Here is a 16,240-nt window from a genome sequence, read left to right as displayed (position 1 = left end):
ACCGGACATCGGCCACCCCCCGGCGGGCCTGTGGCCTTAGACTCCTCCCGTGACTTGCCGGTAGTTGTGGTCAGGGAGGAAGCTCGTCGTGAGCAGCAGGCCATCCCGAGGCGCTGCTCGCCTCGCAGCAATACTCGACGCTCTTCCGGACGCGCTGTTGCTCGTCAACGCCAACGGCACGGTCGTCAACGCCAATTCGATCGCCCTTGAGGTCATGGAGAGCCCCGGCACCGGGCTCGTCGGCCGCGGGGTGCTCGACCTCCTGCCCGAGTTCGACTCCAAGCTGATCCCCGGCTCCATGCGCCGGCCCGGCGAGGACGAGGGCGGCCGCGCCAAGCCCCGGCGGATGATCGCGCGCCGCACCGACGGCTCCGAGTTCCCCGTCGAGGTCACCAGCGCCCATCTCGACGGACGCGACGCCTACCGCGAGCCGCAGCCCTCGTACACCGGTGACGAGCTGCTCATGCTCGTCGTCCGCGACCTCTCGCAGACGGTGGACACCGAGGCCGAGCTGGCCCGCTCCCAGCGGCAGACCGAGATGATCCTGCGCGCCGCCGCCGAGGGCGTCGTCGGCACCGACACCGACGGACGGGTGGTCCTGGTCAATCCGGCCGCCGCCCAGATCCTCGGCTACCGCGCCACCGACCTCGGCAACCGCGAACTGCACGGCCTGGTCCAGCACTCCCGCGCCGACGGCTCGCCGTTCCCCTTCGAGGAGTCCCCGCTCGCCGACACCCTGCGCAGCGGGCGCAAGCACCGCGTCCGCGGGCAGGTGCTGTGGAACAAGGCCGGGCGACCGGTCGCCGTCGACCTGACCACCTCGCCCGTCCGGGACGGGGAGCAGCTCGTCGGCGCCGTCATGACCTTCACCGACCGGCGGCCCTACGACGCCCTCGCCGCGCGCCACGCGCAGCTGCTGGCCGTCCTCGGCGACTCGCTGCGCGGGCCGCTGGACGAGCTGCGCGGGGAGCTGGCGACGCTGGCCGCCGACGACGCCGGACAGCTGTGGCCCGAGGCCAACCAGTTGCTGCACCACCTGGCCGCCGGGTACTCGCGGATGACCACGCTGGTGGACAACGTGCTCGGCTTCCAGCGGCTGGACTCCGGCAGCGACCGGCTCGCCAAGAAGAAGGTCCTGATCAACACCGTCGTCGCGGCGGGCGTGGACGGTGCCGTCGAGCTGATCGGTCCGGGCCGCGCGCAGTTCGCGGTCCACGCGCCGACCATCGAGGCCGAGGTGGACTCGGCCCGCATCGCGACCGCGCTCGCGCACCTGGTCGCGGACGTCGCCGGAGTGGACGCCACGGGCAAGACCCCCCAGGGCAACGGCTACAGCGACTCGACGATCGTGGTGGCCGCAGCGCAGCGCGGCGATGTCGTACGGATCGAGGTGCGCGGTCCCTACGAGGGCGGCAGCCCGGTCCACGAGCCGATCGTGCGAGGGATCGTGGCCGCGCACGGCGGCGTCCTGCAGACGGTCGAGGTGCCGGGCGCGCCCGGCGGGGCGTACGTACTGGAGCTGCCGCTGGGCTCGGGTGCCGGAACGGTGACGCTGCCGGAGCCCGCGCCGGAGCCCCCGGCCGGTCCGGCGGCGGAAGCCGCCCCCGGCAAGGTGTCCGGTGGACGGCGGGCCCGGCGCGGGGTGGACGCCTTCCTGGACGACGAGGCCGCCGGCCCCGGCGCCGCGCAGACCGCTCAGGCCGCACAGGGCGCTCAGGCGGGTGGCGCGCTCGCGCTGCCTTCCGGGCGGCGGCGCGCGGGCGACGCGGGCGTTCCCGACGCGGGCCCCGAGCTCGCGCAGTCGCCGGTGAACCCGGCGGGCCTCGGTACGGGACGCAGGCGCGGCCGGGCCGGCGACGGCAGCGCCGGGCCCGAGGCCACCGTGGCTCCCGGTGGACAGGGCGGTCCCGGGCGGCCCGTGCCCCCGCAGGGCACCGCGATGCCGGCCATGCCCGCCCTGCCGCCCGTACCCCCGGTTCCGCTGACCGAGCACCCCGCCGGGCGGCGGCGCGCGCTGGGTACGGCCGGTCCGGCGCAGCCCGGCGGCCCCGTCCCGGCGACCGGGCTCGGCCCGGCTCCGGCGCCCGCTCAGGCCCCGGTGCGGCCCATCGCCCCCGAGGGCGGTTTCGCCCTGCCCGCCGGACCGACCCCGGCTCCTGCGAACGCGACTCCTGCGAACCCGAACCCGGCGCCGGCTCCCGTTCCCTCCGCTCCGCAGAGCCCCGCGGCGGCCGGACCGGGACCCGCTCCCGTCGGCGCCGACGGCGAGGCCCCGGCCGGGCGCCGCGGGCGCCGGGTGCTGGGCGCTCCTGCCGCCGAGCCCGAAACCCCTGCGGCGCAGCCCGCCGAGGCCGCCGAGAACCCGACCGGGCGGCGGCGTGCGCTGCCCGGCGCCCCGGCCGCCTGGCCGGTTCCGGCGGCCCGGACCGCCCCCGAGGACGACGCCTCCGGTCAGGTCGCCGTCCCCGCGGCGCGTCAGCCGCAGGACACCCCGGCGGAGGGTCAGGCCGCGCAGCCCATCAGCGTGCGCGCGCTCGGCACGCTCGGCCAGGGCATCTCCGTGGACCCCACCGGCGCAGGTTCCGCCTCCGGCTCCGGGCGCCGTCGCCGGCTGGCCGAGCCCGCCCCCCAGGGCCGGGCCTTCGCCATAGGGGCCCCCGAGGCGGGCGCCGACGAGGGACCCGAGCCGCTGGACGGTCCGGGCGGAGCGGTCGAGGTGGTCAACCGGCCCGCGCCGCGGCCCGTGGACGACGAGCTCCCGCCGGAGCCCCTGGACAACCCGCGGCGGCTCCTCGTGTGGCCCGCGCCCGACGCGCAGACACAGCAGGCGCTCAGCGACCGCGGCTACCGCCCGGTGATCGTGCACTCCCGCGAGGAGGTGGACGCGCAGATCGCGGCGTTCCCCGCCGCGCTGTTCGTCGACCCGCTGACGGGGCCGATCACCCGGACCGCCCTGCAGTCCCTGCGCCAGGCGGCAGCCGCCGCCGAGGTCCCCGTACTGGTCACGGCCGGGCTCGGACACGCCACGCGCGAGGCGGCCTACGGAGCCGATCCGGCCGTCCTGCTCAAAGCGCTGGCGCCGCGCGACAGCGAGCAGCACCCCTCACGGGTGCTGCTGATCGAGGAGCACGACGAGATCGCGAGCGCGCTGAGCGCCGCCTTGGAGCGGCGCGGCCTCCAGGTCGCCCGGGCGGGCGCCGACACCGACGCCGTGGAACTGGCGACGCGGATGCGGCCCAACCTCGTGGTCATGGACCTGATGCAGGTGCGCCGCCGCCGGGCCGGGATCGTGGACTGGCTGCGCGCCAACGGGCAGCTCAACCGCACGCCGCTCGTCGTCTATACGACGGCCGGCATCGACCCGTCCGAACTGCCGCGTCTGGCCTCGGGCGAGAGCGTGCTCTTCCTCGCCGAGCGGGCCACCACGGCGGACGTCCAGGGCCGGATCGTGGACCTGCTGGCCAAGATCGGCACCAACTAGTCATCCTGGTCCGATGGCCCTCATCGACACGACCGAGCACCCCGTCCCCGCCGACAACGGCGAGGTGAACCTGCTCATCGCACGGCAGGTGGAGCCGGGGCACGAGGAGACCTTCGAGGCCTGGGCCCACGGGATCCTGGAGACGGCCGCGGGCTTCCCGGGCCACCTCGGGTACGGGCTCTTCCGCCCCGCGACGGAGGGAGGGCCGTGGTTCCTGGTCCACCGCTTCCGCAACCAGGCGGCGTTCCAGCGCTGGCAGGACTCCCCGGAGCGGGCGCAGTGGTTCTCGAACTGCCTCGGCCACCACCACACGGAGATAGCCCGCCGGGAACTGCACGGCATGGAGACGTGGTTCGCCAAGCCGGGTACGGCCCGGCCCGCGCCGCCGCGGTGGAAGATGGCGATCAGCTCGGGGCTGGCGATCTTCCCGATCTCGCTGATCGGCAACGCGGTGCTCGGGCCGTACCTGGTGGACCTGCACTTCGTACTGCGGACGGCCGCCTTCGCCGTCGTCTTCAGCACCCTGATGACCTACGTGGCCATGCCCGCGGTCAGCAAGCTGCTGCGGCCCTGGCTCACAAAGGGCTGACGGCGCTCAGTCCAGCTTCGTGACGTCCAGCGCGCCGTCCGCGTACTGCTTGCGGATCACCTTCTTGTCGAACTTGCCGACACTGGTCTTCGGTACGGCCTCGATCAGCGTCCAGCGCTCCGGCAGCTGCCACTTGGGGATGGACAGGGCGAGGAACTCGCGCAGCCCGGTGTAGGTCACGCTCGCGCCCTCCTTGAGGACGACGGTGGCCAGCGGGCGCTCGCCCCACTTCTCGTCGGGAACGGCGACCACGGCCGCCTCGGCGACCTCGGGGTGCGCCATCAGAGCGTTCTCGAGCTCCACGCTGGAGATCCACTCACCGCCGGACTTGATGACGTCCTTGGCGCGGTCGGTGAGGGTCAGGTAGCCGTCGGGGCTGATGACGCCGACGTCCCCGGTCTTGAGCCAGCCGTCCGCGCTGAACTTGTCCTCGGGCTTGAAGGCTTCGCCGGACACGCCGCCGTAGTAGGCGCTCGCGATCCAGTTGCCGCGCACCTCCAGCTCGCCCGCGGACTCCCCGTCCCAGGGCAGGAGGTCGCCGCCGGGGCCGACCAGGCGGGCCTCGACGCCCGCCGGGAAACGGCCCTGCGTGATCCTGTACGGCCACTCCTCCTCGGCGCTCAGACCGGCCGGCGGGTGCGCCATCGTGCCCAGCGGGGACGTCTCGGTCATGCCCCAGGCGTGGCAGACCCGGACGCCGAGCTTGTCGTAGGCCTCCATCAGGGAGGGCGGACAGGCCGAGCCGCCGATGGTGACCTGCTTCATCGAGGACAGGTCACGCGGGTGGGCCGTGACCTCGGCCAGCAGTCCCTGCCAGATGGTGGGGACGGCCGCGGCGTGCGTGGGCTTCTCCCGCTCGATCATCTCGGCGAGCGGGGCGGGCTGCAGGAAGCGGTCCGGCATCAGCATGTTGATGCCGGTCATGAAGGTGGCGTGCGGCAGCCCCCAGGCGTTCACGTGGAACTGCGGGACCACGACGAGGGTGGTGTCGCTGTCCGTCAGCCCCATGGACTCCGCCATGTTGACCTGCATGGAGTGCAGGTAGACGGAACGGTGGGAGAAGACGACGCCCTTGGGGTCCCCGGTGGTGCCGGAGGTGTAGCACATCGCGGCCGCCTGGCGCTCGTCCAGTTCGGGCCAGTCGTAGCTGTCGGGGCGGCCCGCGAGGAGCTCCTCGTACTCGTGGACGCGCACGTCCAGCCCGTCCAGCGCGGACCGGTCGCCGACGCCCGTGACCACGACGTGCTCGATGGTCGGCAGGTGCGGCAGCAGGGGCGCGAGCAGCGGCAGCAGGGTCCCGTTGACCAGCACCACCCGGTCGGCGGCGTGGTTGACAATGAAGACCAGCTGTTCGGGAGGCAGCCGCAGGTTGAGGGTGTGCAGCACCGCGCCCATCGAGGGAATCGCGAAGTACGCCTCGACGTGCTCGGCGTTGTTCCACATGAGGGTGGCGACCCGGTCGTCCTGTCGCACACCCAGCTCGTCGCGCAGGGCGTGGGCGAGGCGTCCGGCTCGGGCACCGATCTCGGCGAAGCTGCGGCGCTGGGGCTCGGCCTCCCCGGTCCAGGTCGTGACCTGGGACTTCCCGTGGATCGTCATTCCGTGTCGGAGTATGCGGGTGACGAGGAGTGGTACGTCCTGCATGGTGCTGAGCAAAGCGTCCTCCCGGTGAGCGCTGCGGCGCTGCGGCGGCTACGGATGCAGCCGATTCTGCGCACGTACCGGTCGGCATGTCACTACCCGAGGGTAGAAAGCGCTGGTGTTTCACGTGAAACACCGCTCGTGTTTCACGTGAAACATCCGCCGCTCACCGGACCGGGGTCAGCTCCGGGTCCTCGCGGAGCTTGCCCAGCGCACGGGAGACGGCACTCTTGACCGTTCCGACCGAGACGCCCATCAGTTCCGCGGTCTGCACCTCGCTCAGGTCCTCGTAGTAGCGCAGGACGACCATGGCCCGCTGCCGGTCGGGCAGCCGGGTCACCGCACGCCACATCGCATCGCGCAGCGCCTGCGCCTCGGCCGGATCGCAGGCCGCCACCTCCTCGGTCTCCGGGAGCTCGTCGCAGGCGAACTCGTCGACCTTGCGCTTGCGCCACTGCGAGGTCCGCGTGTTGACGAGGGTCCGCCGGACGTAACCGTCCAGGGCGCGGTGGTCCTCTATGCGGTCCCAGGCCACGTACGTCTTGGTGAGGGCCGTCTGGAGCAGGTCCTCGGCGTCACAGGGGTTGGCGGTGAGCGAGCGCGCGGTGCGCATCAGGACCGTGCCGCGGGTCCGGACGTACGCCGAAAACGACGGGTACGGCGTCGGGGTCGAGGCGAGCGTGCAGGCGGGCGGGGTCATGTCTCCACGCTAGGAGCGCCCGCCCGCCGTGAAATCGGCCCCAGGTGCCGATGGGGGATCCCTCTCAGGTTGTAGGAGCATGGCTACCCCTACCCCCTGAAGGTGGAGGGGACGACGGGCGCATCAGGACGTACGGCCCGGTGCCCTCAGCCGTCTGCTCCCAGGATCAGCCCGGAGGTCGGCACCCCCGTCCCGGCCGTCACGAGGGCGTACTGCGCCTGCGCGACCTGGTTCACGGAGGTGCCGCGCAGCTGGCGGACGGCCTCGGCGATGCCGTTCATCCCGTGCAGGTACGCCTCCCCGAGCTGACCACCGTGGGTGTTGATCGCCAGCGCGTCCGCGGCGACGAAATCGGCGGCCTCGCCCGGCTTGCAGAAGCCGAACTCCTCCAGCTGCATCAGCACGAAGGGGGTGAAGTGGTCGTAGAGGATGCCGACGTCGATGTCGCAGGGCCGCAGCCCGCTGGTGCGCCACAGCTGGCGCGCGACCACGTCCATCTCCGGCAGCCCGGTGAGGTCGTCGCGGTAGAAGGAGGTCATGCCCTCCTGGCGGCGTCCGGCGCCCTGTGCGGCCGCGGTGATCACGGCGGGCGCGTGCCGCAGGTCCCGGGCCCGCTCGGTCGTGGTGACGACGACGGCCTGACCGCCGTCGGTCTCCTGGCAGCAGTCCAGCAGCCGCAGCGGCTCCACGATCCAGCGCGAGGCGGCGTGGTCGGCGAGGGTGATCGGCTTGCCGTGGAAGTACGCGGCGGGATTGTTCGCGGCGTGCCGGCGGTCGGTGACGGCGACGTGCCCGAAGGCCTCGGGGGTGAGGTGATAGGTGTGCAGGTAGCGCTGGGCGGTCATGGCCACCCAGGAAGCGGGCGTCAACAGCCCCCAGGGCAGGGACCAGCCGAGCGCCGCCCCCTCCGCCGAGGGCTCGCGCTGCTGGATGCCCGACCCGAAGCGGCGCCCGGAGCGCTCGTTGAAGGCGCGGTAGCAGACCACGACCTCGGCGACGCCGGTGGCGACGGCGAGGGCGGCCTGCTGGACTGTGGCGCAGGCCGCGCCGCCGCCGTAGTGGATACGGGAGAAGAAGGAGAGGTCCCCGGTGCCGGCCGCCTGGGCCACGGTGATCTCGGGGCTGGTGTCCATCGTGAAGGTGACCATCCCGTCGACGTCGGCGGGGGTCAGCCCGGCGTCGTCGAGCGCGGCGTGCACGGCTTCCACGGCGAGCTTGAGTTCGCTGCGGCCGGAGTCCTTGGAGAACTCGGTCGCGCCGATGCCGGCGATGGCGGCGCGGCCGCCGAGCTCGTCGCGGGAACGGACGCTCATGCCGCCACCTCCGCGATGACCGTTCCCGTCACGTGGTGGCCGAGGCCGTTGGCGCCGACGACCCTGATCTCGACAGTGGTCCCGGACACGGCGGCCACGGTGCCCGTGAGGGTCATGGTGTCGCCCGGGTAGTTGGGGGCGCCCAGGCGGATGGCCACCTTGCGCAGGACGGCGTGCGGCCCGAGGTGATCGGTGACGTAGCGGCCGACCAGGCCGTTCGTGGTGAGGATGTTCATGAAGATGTCCGGGGAGCCCTTCTCCCGAGCGAGTTCCGCGTCGTGGTGCACGTCCTGGTAGTCGCGGGAGGCGATCGCGCCCGCCACGATCAGCGTGCGGGTGACCGCGATCTCCAGCGGCGGCAGCGTGTCACCGGCCTTCATGCCTGCTCTCCCTCGGCCGTCGAAGCGATCGAAGCTCCCAGTTCGGCCAGCAGCTCGCTGCCGCATCCCAGGTACGCGTCCAGCTGGCGCCCCCACAGGAAGTGCCGGTGGACGGGGTGGTCGAGGTCGGCGCCCATGCCGCCGTGCAGGTGCTGACCCGCGTGCACGACCCGTTTGCCCGCTTCCGAGGCCCACCAGGCCGCCGTCAGCGCGTGCTCGCGCGCCGCGAGGCCCTGGTCGATGCGCCAGGCCGCCTCGTACGCGGTGACCCGGATCGCCTCGGTGTCCATGTACGCGTCGGCCGCGCGCAGCATGACGCCCTGGTTGGTGGAGAGCGGCCGGCCGAACTGCTCGCGGGTGGAGGTGTACTGCACCGCGCGGGCGAGCGAGCCCGCGCAGACGCCCGCCTGGAGCCCGGCGAAGGCGGTACGGGCGGCGGCGAGCGTGTCCTCGTACGGGCGGGAGCCGTGGCCGAGGGCGTCGGGGGGACGCGGGTCGTCGCTTACGGGGTCGCCGGAGTGCCCGATGCGCTCGCCCTCGGCGCGGGTCAGGGTCAAGCGGCCCGCCGACCAGGGGGCGGTGGTCTCCACCGCGGCCGTCTCCACTCCGGGCGCGTCCGTCCGTACGAGCCACAGCCCCCGGTCCGCGTCCGGGACCAGTACGTGCGTGGCGTCGCGCAGCCAGGGCACGACGGGGACGGTGCCGGTCAGCCCGCCCCCGGACGTGGCGGTGATCCGTCCGCGCTCAGGGAAGGCACCGGTGGCCACCGCCTCGCCGGTGCCGAGGGCGGGCAGCAGGCGGGCCCGCTGCTCGGAGCTGCCGTGCGCGGCCACGGGGAGGATCCCGTACACGCAGGTGGCGGCGTACGGGACCTGCGCGGTGGTGCGGCCCTGCTCCTCCAGCAGCAGCACCAGCCCGAGCAGGCCGATCTCCGGGACGGCGGCGGTCAGTCCGGCCGAGGTGAGGGCCTTCCACAGTTCGGCGTCGCTGCCGGTGCCCGCGGCGGCGAGGCGTTCGTGGGTGGCGAGGTCGCCGAAGATACGGGCGGCCAGGCCGGCCGCGGCGGCCTGTTCCTCGGTGGGGTGGAAGTCCATCAGCCTTCACTCCCGCGGAAGACGGGGAGTTCGAGGGCGTCGTCGACGCGCAGGAACTCCAGCTGGACGGGCAGGCCGATGCGCACCTGGTCGTACGGGACACCGGTGATGTTGCTGATCATCCGGACGCCTTCGGCGAGCTCGACGAGCGCCACCGCGTAGGGAGGGGAGAAGGCGGGGAAGGCCGGGTGGTGCATGACCACGTACGAGAACACCGTGCCGGCGCCGGACGCCTCGACGGTGTCCCAGTCGGGGGAGGCGCAGGCGTTGCAGCCGGGGAGCCACGGGAAGCGGAGGGTGGCGCAGGAGGTGCAGCGCTGGATCAGGAGCTTGTGGTCCCGGACGCCGTCCCAGAAGCCCTGGTTGTCGCGGTTGATCACCGGTCGGGGGCGTTGCGCCGCGGGTTTGGCCTTCGGCCTGGCGGCGGGCGCGTACTTGAGGATGCGGAAGCGGTGGGTACCGGCGAGCTCCCCGTCCACGCGGACGTCCATCCGGGTCGTCACGAAGTGCCCGGTGCCCAGCTTGGTCGTCTTGCGGGGCGACACGGACTCGATGACGGCGTCGAAGGTGATCGCGTCGCCGGGACGCAGCGGGCGGAGGTACTCCTGCTCGCAGTCGGTGGCGACGACGGAGGTGAAACCGGCGTCGTCGAGGAGGGCGAAGAGCTCGTCGTAGGAGGAGGAGCGGTCGGCGTGGCCACGGAGACCGCCCATCGTCCAGGCCTGGAGCATGGTGGGCGGAGCGATGGCGTCCGGGCCGGTGTAGGCGGGGTTGGCGTCGCCCATCGCCTCGCACCAGTGGCGGATCATCGGCTCGTTGACCGCGTCCTTGCCCCGGCCGTCGGTGGCGGCCGGGCGGCCTTCGAAGGCCGCCAGCAGCGCGTGGAACCGGTCTGCGCCGTCGGCTGCTGCGCTGGTTGCGTCCGTCGCCGCTCGCGCCGGCACCGCCCCCGGCTTCATCGCTCGCGCCGTCATCGCTTCCTCCCCTTCATGCCGAGCCGCATCATGGCGACGATCTCCCGCTGGACCTCGCTGACCCCGCCGCCGAAGGTGTTGATCTGCGCGGCCCGGTTCATCCGCTCCAGCTCGCCGCCCGCGAAGGCCGTCGGCCCCCGCACGAGCGCCTCCTCGCCCACCACCTCCTGGCACATCCGGTACACCTCGACGGTGGACTCGGTGCCGAGGAACTTCACGCCGCTGGCGTCGCCGGGGGCCAGGGTGCCGGCGCCCACGTCCTGGACGAGCCGCCAGTTGAGCAGCCGTACGGCGGCCAGGCGCGCGTGCGCCTCGGCGAGCCGGGACTGCACCCAGGGCAGGTCGGCGGGGCGGTCACCGGTAACCGGGTCGGGGGTGCGGGCGTGGTCGAGGGCGCGCTCGTAGAAGTCCTCGGCCTGCATGCCGATGGCGGCGAGGGCGACGCGCTCGTGGTTGAGCTGGTTGGTGATCAGGCCCCAGCCGCCGTGCTCGGGGCCGACGAGGTTGCCGACGGGCACGCGGACGGAGTCGTAGTACGTGGCCGTGGTCGTGAGGCCGCCGACGGTGTCGATCGGGGTCCAGGAGAAGCCGGGGTCGTCGGTGGGCACCAGGATGATCGAGATGCCCTTGTGTTTGGGGGCTTCGGGGTCGGTGCGGCAGGCGAGCCAGATCCAGTCCGCGTTCTGGGCGTTGGAGGTGAAGATCTTCTGCCCGTCGATCACCCAGCTCGCGCCGTCGCCGTTCCCGTCGCTGTCGTCTTCGCGTACGGCGCGGGTGCGCAGCGAGGCGAGGTCGGTGCCGGCCTCGGGCTCCGAGTAGCCGATGGCGAAGACGATCTCCCCCTTGAGGATCCGGGGCAGGAAGTAGTCCTTCTGCTGCTGGGTCCCGTACTTCATCAGGGTCGGGCCGACGGTGTTGAGCGTGACCATGGAAACGGGGGCACCGGCCCGGTAGGCCTCGTCGAAGAAGACGAACTGCTCGTCGGGGCCGCGTCCTTGGCCGCCGTACTCGACGGGCCAGCCGAGGCCGAGCAGTCCGTCGGCGCCGATGCGGCGCAGCAGTTCGCGCTGGCGGGCCGGGTCGTCGGGGACTCCGTTCGGCAGCAGATCCTGGAAGTACTCCCGCAGTTCGGCACGCAGCCGCAACTGGCCTTCGGTCGGGGCGAGGTGCACGGCGCTGGCCTCCCGGCATCACACATCATCGAGTGAACCTGACTGTCCGTCAGATTCACCGGTGGTGTCAAGGTCGGGAGGGCGTCGAGGCAGCGAAACGGGCCGGCGGGCATGCGAGAGGGCGCCTGCGCTACCGGACCCCAGCCGGTCCGGTCGCACAGACGCCACCTGCTGCGAGGTGGAGGAGTTGCCGTGGTTGTCGCCGCCCATGCCGCTGCCGATGACGCCGTTGTCGGCCGAGGCGACACCGCCGAAGAGTGCGACGGCGAGGGGAGAGCGGCGACGGCGGCGATGACGCGGGCGGGGTGAAACGTTTCGCTATACCGCCTCGTCCGGGACATGCCGAAAAGGGCCGCGCGCCTCCGGGAACCCCACCGTCTCCCGGGCCTGCGGCCCTGCCATGCCAAAGCTTCACGCCCCTGCACGCTCTCCGCGTGCGCCGGGGGCAAGTTCATCCGCGCCCCGCTCCGGGGCACCACGCGGCGCGCTCCACGGCCACGACGGACCGGGCTCCAACGCCTGCGTTCGCTACCTGCTCCTGCTCGTACTGCTCCTGCTACTCCTGCTACTCCTGCTACTCCTGCTGACACTCCAGCCCGGCGGCGGCGCGTGCGCCTGCGATCCGGACCCAACAACTACACGACTGCGCGACTGCACCTACGGGGTACTGCTGGTCCTGCGGGGGCCGACAGCGCCCACGGCGTCACGGAGCTACGCGGCGAGCGCGAGCGCTGCACGAGCCGGGGCGTTCACGGGCGCCGCAGCCGGTACGGAGGCCGCTCCGGGCATGGTCACGGACGTACCACCGGTCTCACGAGCGCCGGCCATGGCCGCCGCGGTGGTCGAGCGCCGGACGGACGGGGTCTTGCCGTGGGCCTCGGCGCGGATCCGCTGCTTGATGGTCGGCGGGAGCGAACCACCCCGCATCATCGCTCGCCAGGTCCGTCGGGCCACGACGGCCGGCCGGCGGCGGGCGGTGGCGGCAGCGGCGGGAGCCGGGACACCGGCGGCGACGGGGGCCGCTTTCCCGGCGAGACCGAGGAAGCCGAGCAGAGCGGCGAGGACGGCGAGGACGGAGGTCCAGATCGACGTGAGGATGCTGCGGTGAGCCATGACGGAGTGCCTCATTTCGCGATGTTCCGACGGGTGGATCTGCATACATTCGTCATGATGTGGTCGCAACTCGACGCCACCCACCGCCCGCGCCGATCTTCCGACAAACACCACCCGTAAAGCCCAAAACCACCGCAGACAGCAGGCCGGGGATGGTGTGCAGTAAGGGGAGGGGCTCGTCGCCACGGGAGGAAGAGGGACATGCCGGTGGTCGCAGTCGCAAGGGCAGGCGCAGGCGCAGGCACGTCCGGACGGGGGGTCGAGATGACCCGGGTGGGTGGCCGGTGGCGGGTGACCCGGCCGTGGCCTGCCCACCTGCGCCCCTTCGTGCACAGCTACGCCGGCTACTGGGAGGCGGCGGTCACGCCCTATCGGGTGCGCCTGGTTCCCACGGGTCGGGCCGTCGTGGTGATCAGCCTCCGGGAGCCCTTCGCCCAAGTGCGCCGGCTGGGCGACACGAGCCCGGTCAGCCAGGTGACCGGCTCGCTGATCGCGGGTCTGGAGGACGGACCCCGGGTGTGTCACCACCCCGGTGGCCAGGAGGCGATTCGGTTAGAGCTGACCCCGCTGGGCGCGTTTCGGCTGTTCGCCGTGCCGATGAGGGAGCTGACCAACAGGGTGGTCGAACTCTGCGACGTCCTGGGGCCCCGGGCCGGATTCCTGGTGGAACAACTGGCGGCCACCAGCGACTGGGGCGCCCGGTTCGACCTGCTGGACATCGCGTTGTCCGCCCGGTTCGAGCGGGGCCCGCGTCCCGCGCCCGAGGTGAGCCACGCCTGGCGCCTGCTGTCCCGCGCCGGCGGGGCGATGCCGGTCGGTGCGATCGCGGCCGAAGTGGGCTGGAGCCAGGGGTACCTGATCCGCCGGTTCACCGAGCAGATCGGCCTGACGCCCAAGTCGTCCGCACGGGTGCTGCGCTTCCACCGCGCCGTGCGGCTGCTCACGCGCGAGGGTGTGAACCTCACCGACGCGACCGCCGCCTGCGGTTTCTACGACCAGGCCCACCTCAACCGCGAGTTCCGGGCCCTGGCCGGAACCACTCCCGGCCAGATGGCCGCCGCCCGCGTGACGGAGGGAGCCCTCGCCCTGTGAGCGACGAGGTCAAATTCGTCCAAGCCAGGCCGTCCGCACCTGGATAGCGTGCTGTTCGTCGTCGTCGCTCAGGCTGCCCGGGGGAGGCCTGAGCGACGGTGAACCTGGCTTCGAAGGGGGAGAACACATGGAAGACCTGCTGCGCATCCTGGTGGCCGGCGCGCTCACGGGCGGCTTGATCGGCTTGGCGGGGGCTCTGGGCCGACGCAACCGCAACCGCCGCGAGAACGGCGACACGAACGGCCGCTGACGTTCCGGACGGTCCGTCCCCGTCCGCGGACGGCCGCGTCCAGGCCCCGTACGGGTGTGCGACGATCACTCGTCGCACACCACCCTGGGGGGTTCATGCCACCGGCATTGGCGTCCGCGAGACGCCCCATTTCCACCGTACTGACGTGCTTGCTGGCCGTCCTAGCCGCACTTCTCCTGCCGGTGGGTGTGGCTCAGGCTGCGCCGGCCGCCGAAGACTGCGTGAGCGTCGCCGAGGGGCGGTACGCGGGTCACTTCACCACGGCGGGACAGACGCACTGCCTGCAACTGCCGAGCCCGCAGGGCGCCCGGATCGCCGCCCTCACCTCGCTCGGCGGCGCGAGCCTCACCGTCCAGGTCGAGGTGGTCGACAAGAACGGCGCCGCCCAGTGCACCGCCGGGGATCTCCCCGGGGGCGAGTGCACCCTGACCGGGACGGCGCCGTTCCGTGCACTCGTGCACGCCGACGACGAGACCGCGACCGGGCCGTACGGCGTCCACTTCGTCCGTACGGACGTACTCCAGGCCGGCTGCCAGATCCTGCCCGCCGGAAGTTTCGCCGACGACGCGGGAGCCGTGCGCCTGGAGACCGGCAACGGCGTCTTCTCGCACTGCCTGACCATCCCGGCCGACGCACACTCCGCCTCCGAGCTCCTCCGGATCCGCTACGGCCTCCCGGACGGCACTGACCTGATCCCGCGCTGGGTGATCAGGTTGATCGACACCGACGGCAACGGGCCGCCTTCCTGCTACAGACACCCGACCCCGAGCCAGTCTCTCCTAACAGACGCCCTCAGCAGCTGCTCCTTCACCGGCGGCAAGGGGTACACCGTCCTGCTGCAGGGCCAGGACGCACCGCGCAGCCACACCCTTGACCGCCATGACGTCACCGCCACGGCCAAGGGCTGCGCAGCCTCCGCCGCGACGGCGATCGGCGCCCCGGCCACGACCGCCGCGTCCGGTCAGAACGGCACCCTGCGCTGCCACCGGATCACCACGGGCACCGCCACGGACCGGCTGCTCCTCAACGCCCGGGACGCCCACGACAGCACGCACCTGCTGGTCATGGACAATGCCGGCGGCATCGCCTGCCACCAGCGGACCTGGGCGTGCACGGCCACCGGCTCCACCGGCTACCAGGTCGTCACCCAGGTCCCGGAGAACTGGTCCCTGCCCGCCTCCTACCGCCTAGACGCCTGGCGGATCGCCACGGCGGCCGGCCCCGCGCCCGAGTGCACCCGGGCCGGATCGGTGGCGTACGGGTACGGCCCGCTGACCGGCACGCTCTCCGAGGATCGCACCGGCGTGTGCGCCGTGCTGCCGAGCGTCTCGGGGAACCGGTTCAGGATCGACATCACCGCCACGGACGGCGGAGCGTCCACCCCGGAGGCCGCGCTCTACACCGGCGACGGGCGCAACCTCTGCATGGGCAACTCGTCCCCCTACGACTGCCAGAGCACCGGCCAGAGCCTGTTCGTCCTCGCGCTGCCGGACGAGGCGGATCGTACGGCGTACCGCGCCGAGGTGGTCTGCACCACCGCGCCCTGCGGCCCCGAGGAACTGTCCGTCGGGGACGTCACGCCGACCACCGCGCAGAGCGGTACGGTCGCGACCCTCACCGTGCAGGGCACCGCGCTGAGCAAGAACACCACCATCAGGCTGAGCGGCGGCCCGACGCCGCTGACGGCCACGACCGTCTCGGTCTCCGACGACGCCCGGACGCTGAAGGCGACCGTGGACCTGCGTACGGCCCCCGCCGGCCACTGGACCATCACGGTCAGCGAGCTCAGCTTCAGTTACCCGCGCGGCACGCTGACGGTGACGCCGCCCGCGGTCTCCGGCCTGGGTACGTACAAGCCGATCACACCCACCCGGCTGATGGACACCCGCGAAGGACTCGGCGTCCCCAAAGCCAAAATCAGCGGAGGCGGCACCGCAACCCTCCAGGTCACCGGCACCGCAGGCATCCCCGCCACCGGGGTCACGGCCGTCGTCCTGAACGTCACGGCGACCGACCCCACCGCGGGCAGCTACGTGTCGGTCTATCCCAATGGCACCACCCGCACCAGCGCCTCGAACCTCAACTTCACCGCAGGACAGACGATTCCGAACCTCGTCGTCGTCCCCGTCGTCAACGGGAAGGTCAGCTTCTACAACAACGCCGGATCGGTCGACCTCATCGCCGACGTCGCCGGCTACTACACCACCGACGGCTCCGGCTCCACGTACAAGCCGATCACGCCCACGCGGCTGATGGACACCCGTATGGGACTGGGCGTGCCCAAGGCGAAGGTCGGCCAAGGCGGAACGGTGACCCTCCAGGTCGCCGACACCGCAGGCCTCCCCGCCACCGGCGTCACCGCCGTCGTCCTCAACGTCACAGCCACCGACCCCACCGCCGGCAGCTACGTCTCCGTCTACCCCAACGGCACCACCCGCACC

Annotated in this window: 12 protein-coding genes and 2 pseudogenes; 5 read left to right on the top strand and 9 right to left on the bottom strand. The window is 72.5% G+C overall.

Annotated features, from left to right (window positions below):
* The first annotated feature begins 88 nt into the window (after positions 1–88).
* Complete coding sequence (locus tag ACF059_RS21190; RefSeq protein ID WP_392059334.1) at positions 89–3,481, top strand: PAS domain-containing protein; 3,393 nt, start codon at positions 89–91, stop codon at positions 3,479–3,481.
* A gap of 13 nt (positions 3,482–3,494) precedes the next feature.
* Positions 3,495–4,070, top strand: a complete 576-nt coding sequence (locus tag ACF059_RS21185; RefSeq protein ID WP_392059332.1) for an antibiotic biosynthesis monooxygenase — start codon at positions 3,495–3,497, stop codon at positions 4,068–4,070.
* Positions 4,071–4,076: 6 nt separating this feature from the next.
* Here ACF059_RS21185 and ACF059_RS21180 read toward each other — a convergent pair whose 3' ends face one another.
* The 9 genes and pseudogenes from ACF059_RS21180 to ACF059_RS21140 form a co-directional block, all read right to left on the bottom strand.
* Positions 4,077–5,726 carry a long-chain fatty acid--CoA ligase gene (locus tag ACF059_RS21180; protein WP_366866175.1) on the bottom strand — a complete coding sequence of 550 codons (1,650 nt, stop codon included), beginning with the start codon at positions 5,724–5,726 and terminating at the stop codon, positions 4,077–4,079.
* Between the two features lie 151 nt (positions 5,727–5,877).
* The gene (locus ACF059_RS21175) at positions 5,878–6,411 is read right to left on the bottom strand and encodes a SigE family RNA polymerase sigma factor (protein ID WP_361939865.1); all 534 of its coding nucleotides are present in this window, start codon (positions 6,409–6,411) and stop codon (positions 5,878–5,880) included.
* Between the two features lie 146 nt (positions 6,412–6,557).
* Positions 6,558–7,724 carry a lipid-transfer protein gene (locus ACF059_RS21170; RefSeq protein ID WP_392059329.1) on the bottom strand — a complete coding sequence of 389 codons (1,167 nt, stop codon included), beginning with the start codon at positions 7,722–7,724 and terminating at the stop codon, positions 6,558–6,560.
* On the bottom strand, positions 7,721–8,104 hold the full coding sequence (locus tag ACF059_RS21165; protein ID WP_392059326.1) for a MaoC family dehydratase: 384 nt from the start codon (positions 8,102–8,104) through the stop codon (positions 7,721–7,723). Before ACF059_RS21165 ends, ACF059_RS21170 begins: the two co-directional genes overlap by 4 nt.
* Positions 8,101–9,198 (bottom strand): acyl-CoA dehydrogenase family protein, encoded by a 1,098-nt coding sequence (locus ACF059_RS21160; RefSeq protein ID WP_392059324.1) that lies wholly within the window; start codon positions 9,196–9,198, stop codon positions 8,101–8,103. Before ACF059_RS21160 ends, ACF059_RS21165 begins: the two co-directional genes overlap by 4 nt.
* Positions 9,198–10,172 carry a bifunctional MaoC family dehydratase N-terminal/OB-fold nucleic acid binding domain-containing protein gene (locus ACF059_RS21155; RefSeq protein ID WP_392059321.1) on the bottom strand — a complete coding sequence of 325 codons (975 nt, stop codon included), beginning with the start codon at positions 10,170–10,172 and terminating at the stop codon, positions 9,198–9,200. Before ACF059_RS21155 ends, ACF059_RS21160 begins: the two co-directional genes overlap by 1 nt.
* On the bottom strand, positions 10,169–11,344 hold the full coding sequence (locus ACF059_RS21150; RefSeq protein WP_392059318.1) for an acyl-CoA dehydrogenase family protein: 1,176 nt from the start codon (positions 11,342–11,344) through the stop codon (positions 10,169–10,171). The genes ACF059_RS21155 and ACF059_RS21150 overlap by 4 nt, the downstream gene beginning before the upstream one ends.
* A gap of 18 nt (positions 11,345–11,362) precedes the next feature.
* Positions 11,363–11,685 (bottom strand): annotated as a pseudogene (locus ACF059_RS21145) (hypothetical protein).
* Positions 11,686–12,055: 370 nt separating this feature from the next.
* Positions 12,056–12,457 (bottom strand): DUF6344 domain-containing protein, encoded by a 402-nt coding sequence (locus ACF059_RS21140; RefSeq protein ID WP_392059315.1) that lies wholly within the window; start codon positions 12,455–12,457, stop codon positions 12,056–12,058.
* 264 nt (positions 12,458–12,721) lie between these two features.
* Here ACF059_RS21140 and ACF059_RS21135 point away from each other — a divergent pair, with 264 nt between their 5' ends.
* The 3 genes and pseudogenes from ACF059_RS21135 to ACF059_RS21125 form a co-directional block, all read left to right on the top strand.
* Positions 12,722–13,549: a helix-turn-helix domain-containing protein gene (locus ACF059_RS21135; protein WP_392059312.1), complete on the top strand. Its 828-nt coding sequence runs from the start codon at positions 12,722–12,724 to the stop codon at positions 13,547–13,549.
* A 127-nt stretch (positions 13,550–13,676) separates the two neighbouring features.
* Complete coding sequence (locus tag ACF059_RS21130) at positions 13,677–13,799, top strand: hypothetical protein (RefSeq protein WP_392059309.1); 123 nt, start codon at positions 13,677–13,679, stop codon at positions 13,797–13,799.
* A gap of 221 nt (positions 13,800–14,020) precedes the next feature.
* Positions 14,021–16,240 (top strand): annotated as a pseudogene (locus tag ACF059_RS21125) (hypothetical protein); the annotation flags it as partial.

Origin of the sequence: Streptomyces sp. NPDC016562, assembly GCF_043076955.1 — a bacterium.
Taxonomy (GTDB): Bacteria; Actinomycetota; Actinomycetes; order Streptomycetales; family Streptomycetaceae; genus Streptomyces.
The sequence above is the reverse complement of the archived record's forward strand: the minus strand, read 5'-3'. Positions and strand labels throughout refer to the sequence as shown.

Coding starts and splice junctions, on each gene's coding strand:
- ACF059_RS21165 (WP_392059326.1), bottom strand. CDS start 8,104: ATGAAGGCCGGTGACACGCTGCCGCCGCTGGAGATCGCGGTCACCCGC.
- ACF059_RS21155 (WP_392059321.1), bottom strand. CDS start 10,172: ATGACGGCGCGAGCGATGAAGCCGGGGGCGGTGCCGGCGCGAGCGGCG.
- ACF059_RS21130 (WP_392059309.1), top strand. CDS start 13,677: ATGGAAGACCTGCTGCGCATCCTGGTGGCCGGCGCGCTCACGGGCGGC.
- ACF059_RS21135 (WP_392059312.1), top strand. CDS start 12,722: ATGACCCGGGTGGGTGGCCGGTGGCGGGTGACCCGGCCGTGGCCTGCC.
- ACF059_RS21140 (WP_392059315.1), bottom strand. CDS start 12,457: ATGGCTCACCGCAGCATCCTCACGTCGATCTGGACCTCCGTCCTCGCC.
- ACF059_RS21170 (WP_392059329.1), bottom strand. CDS start 7,724: ATGAGCGTCCGTTCCCGCGACGAGCTCGGCGGCCGCGCCGCCATCGCC.
- ACF059_RS21175 (WP_361939865.1), bottom strand. CDS start 6,411: ATGACCCCGCCCGCCTGCACGCTCGCCTCGACCCCGACGCCGTACCCG.
- ACF059_RS21160 (WP_392059324.1), bottom strand. CDS start 9,198: ATGGACTTCCACCCCACCGAGGAACAGGCCGCCGCGGCCGGCCTGGCC.
- ACF059_RS21185 (WP_392059332.1), top strand. CDS start 3,495: ATGGCCCTCATCGACACGACCGAGCACCCCGTCCCCGCCGACAACGGC.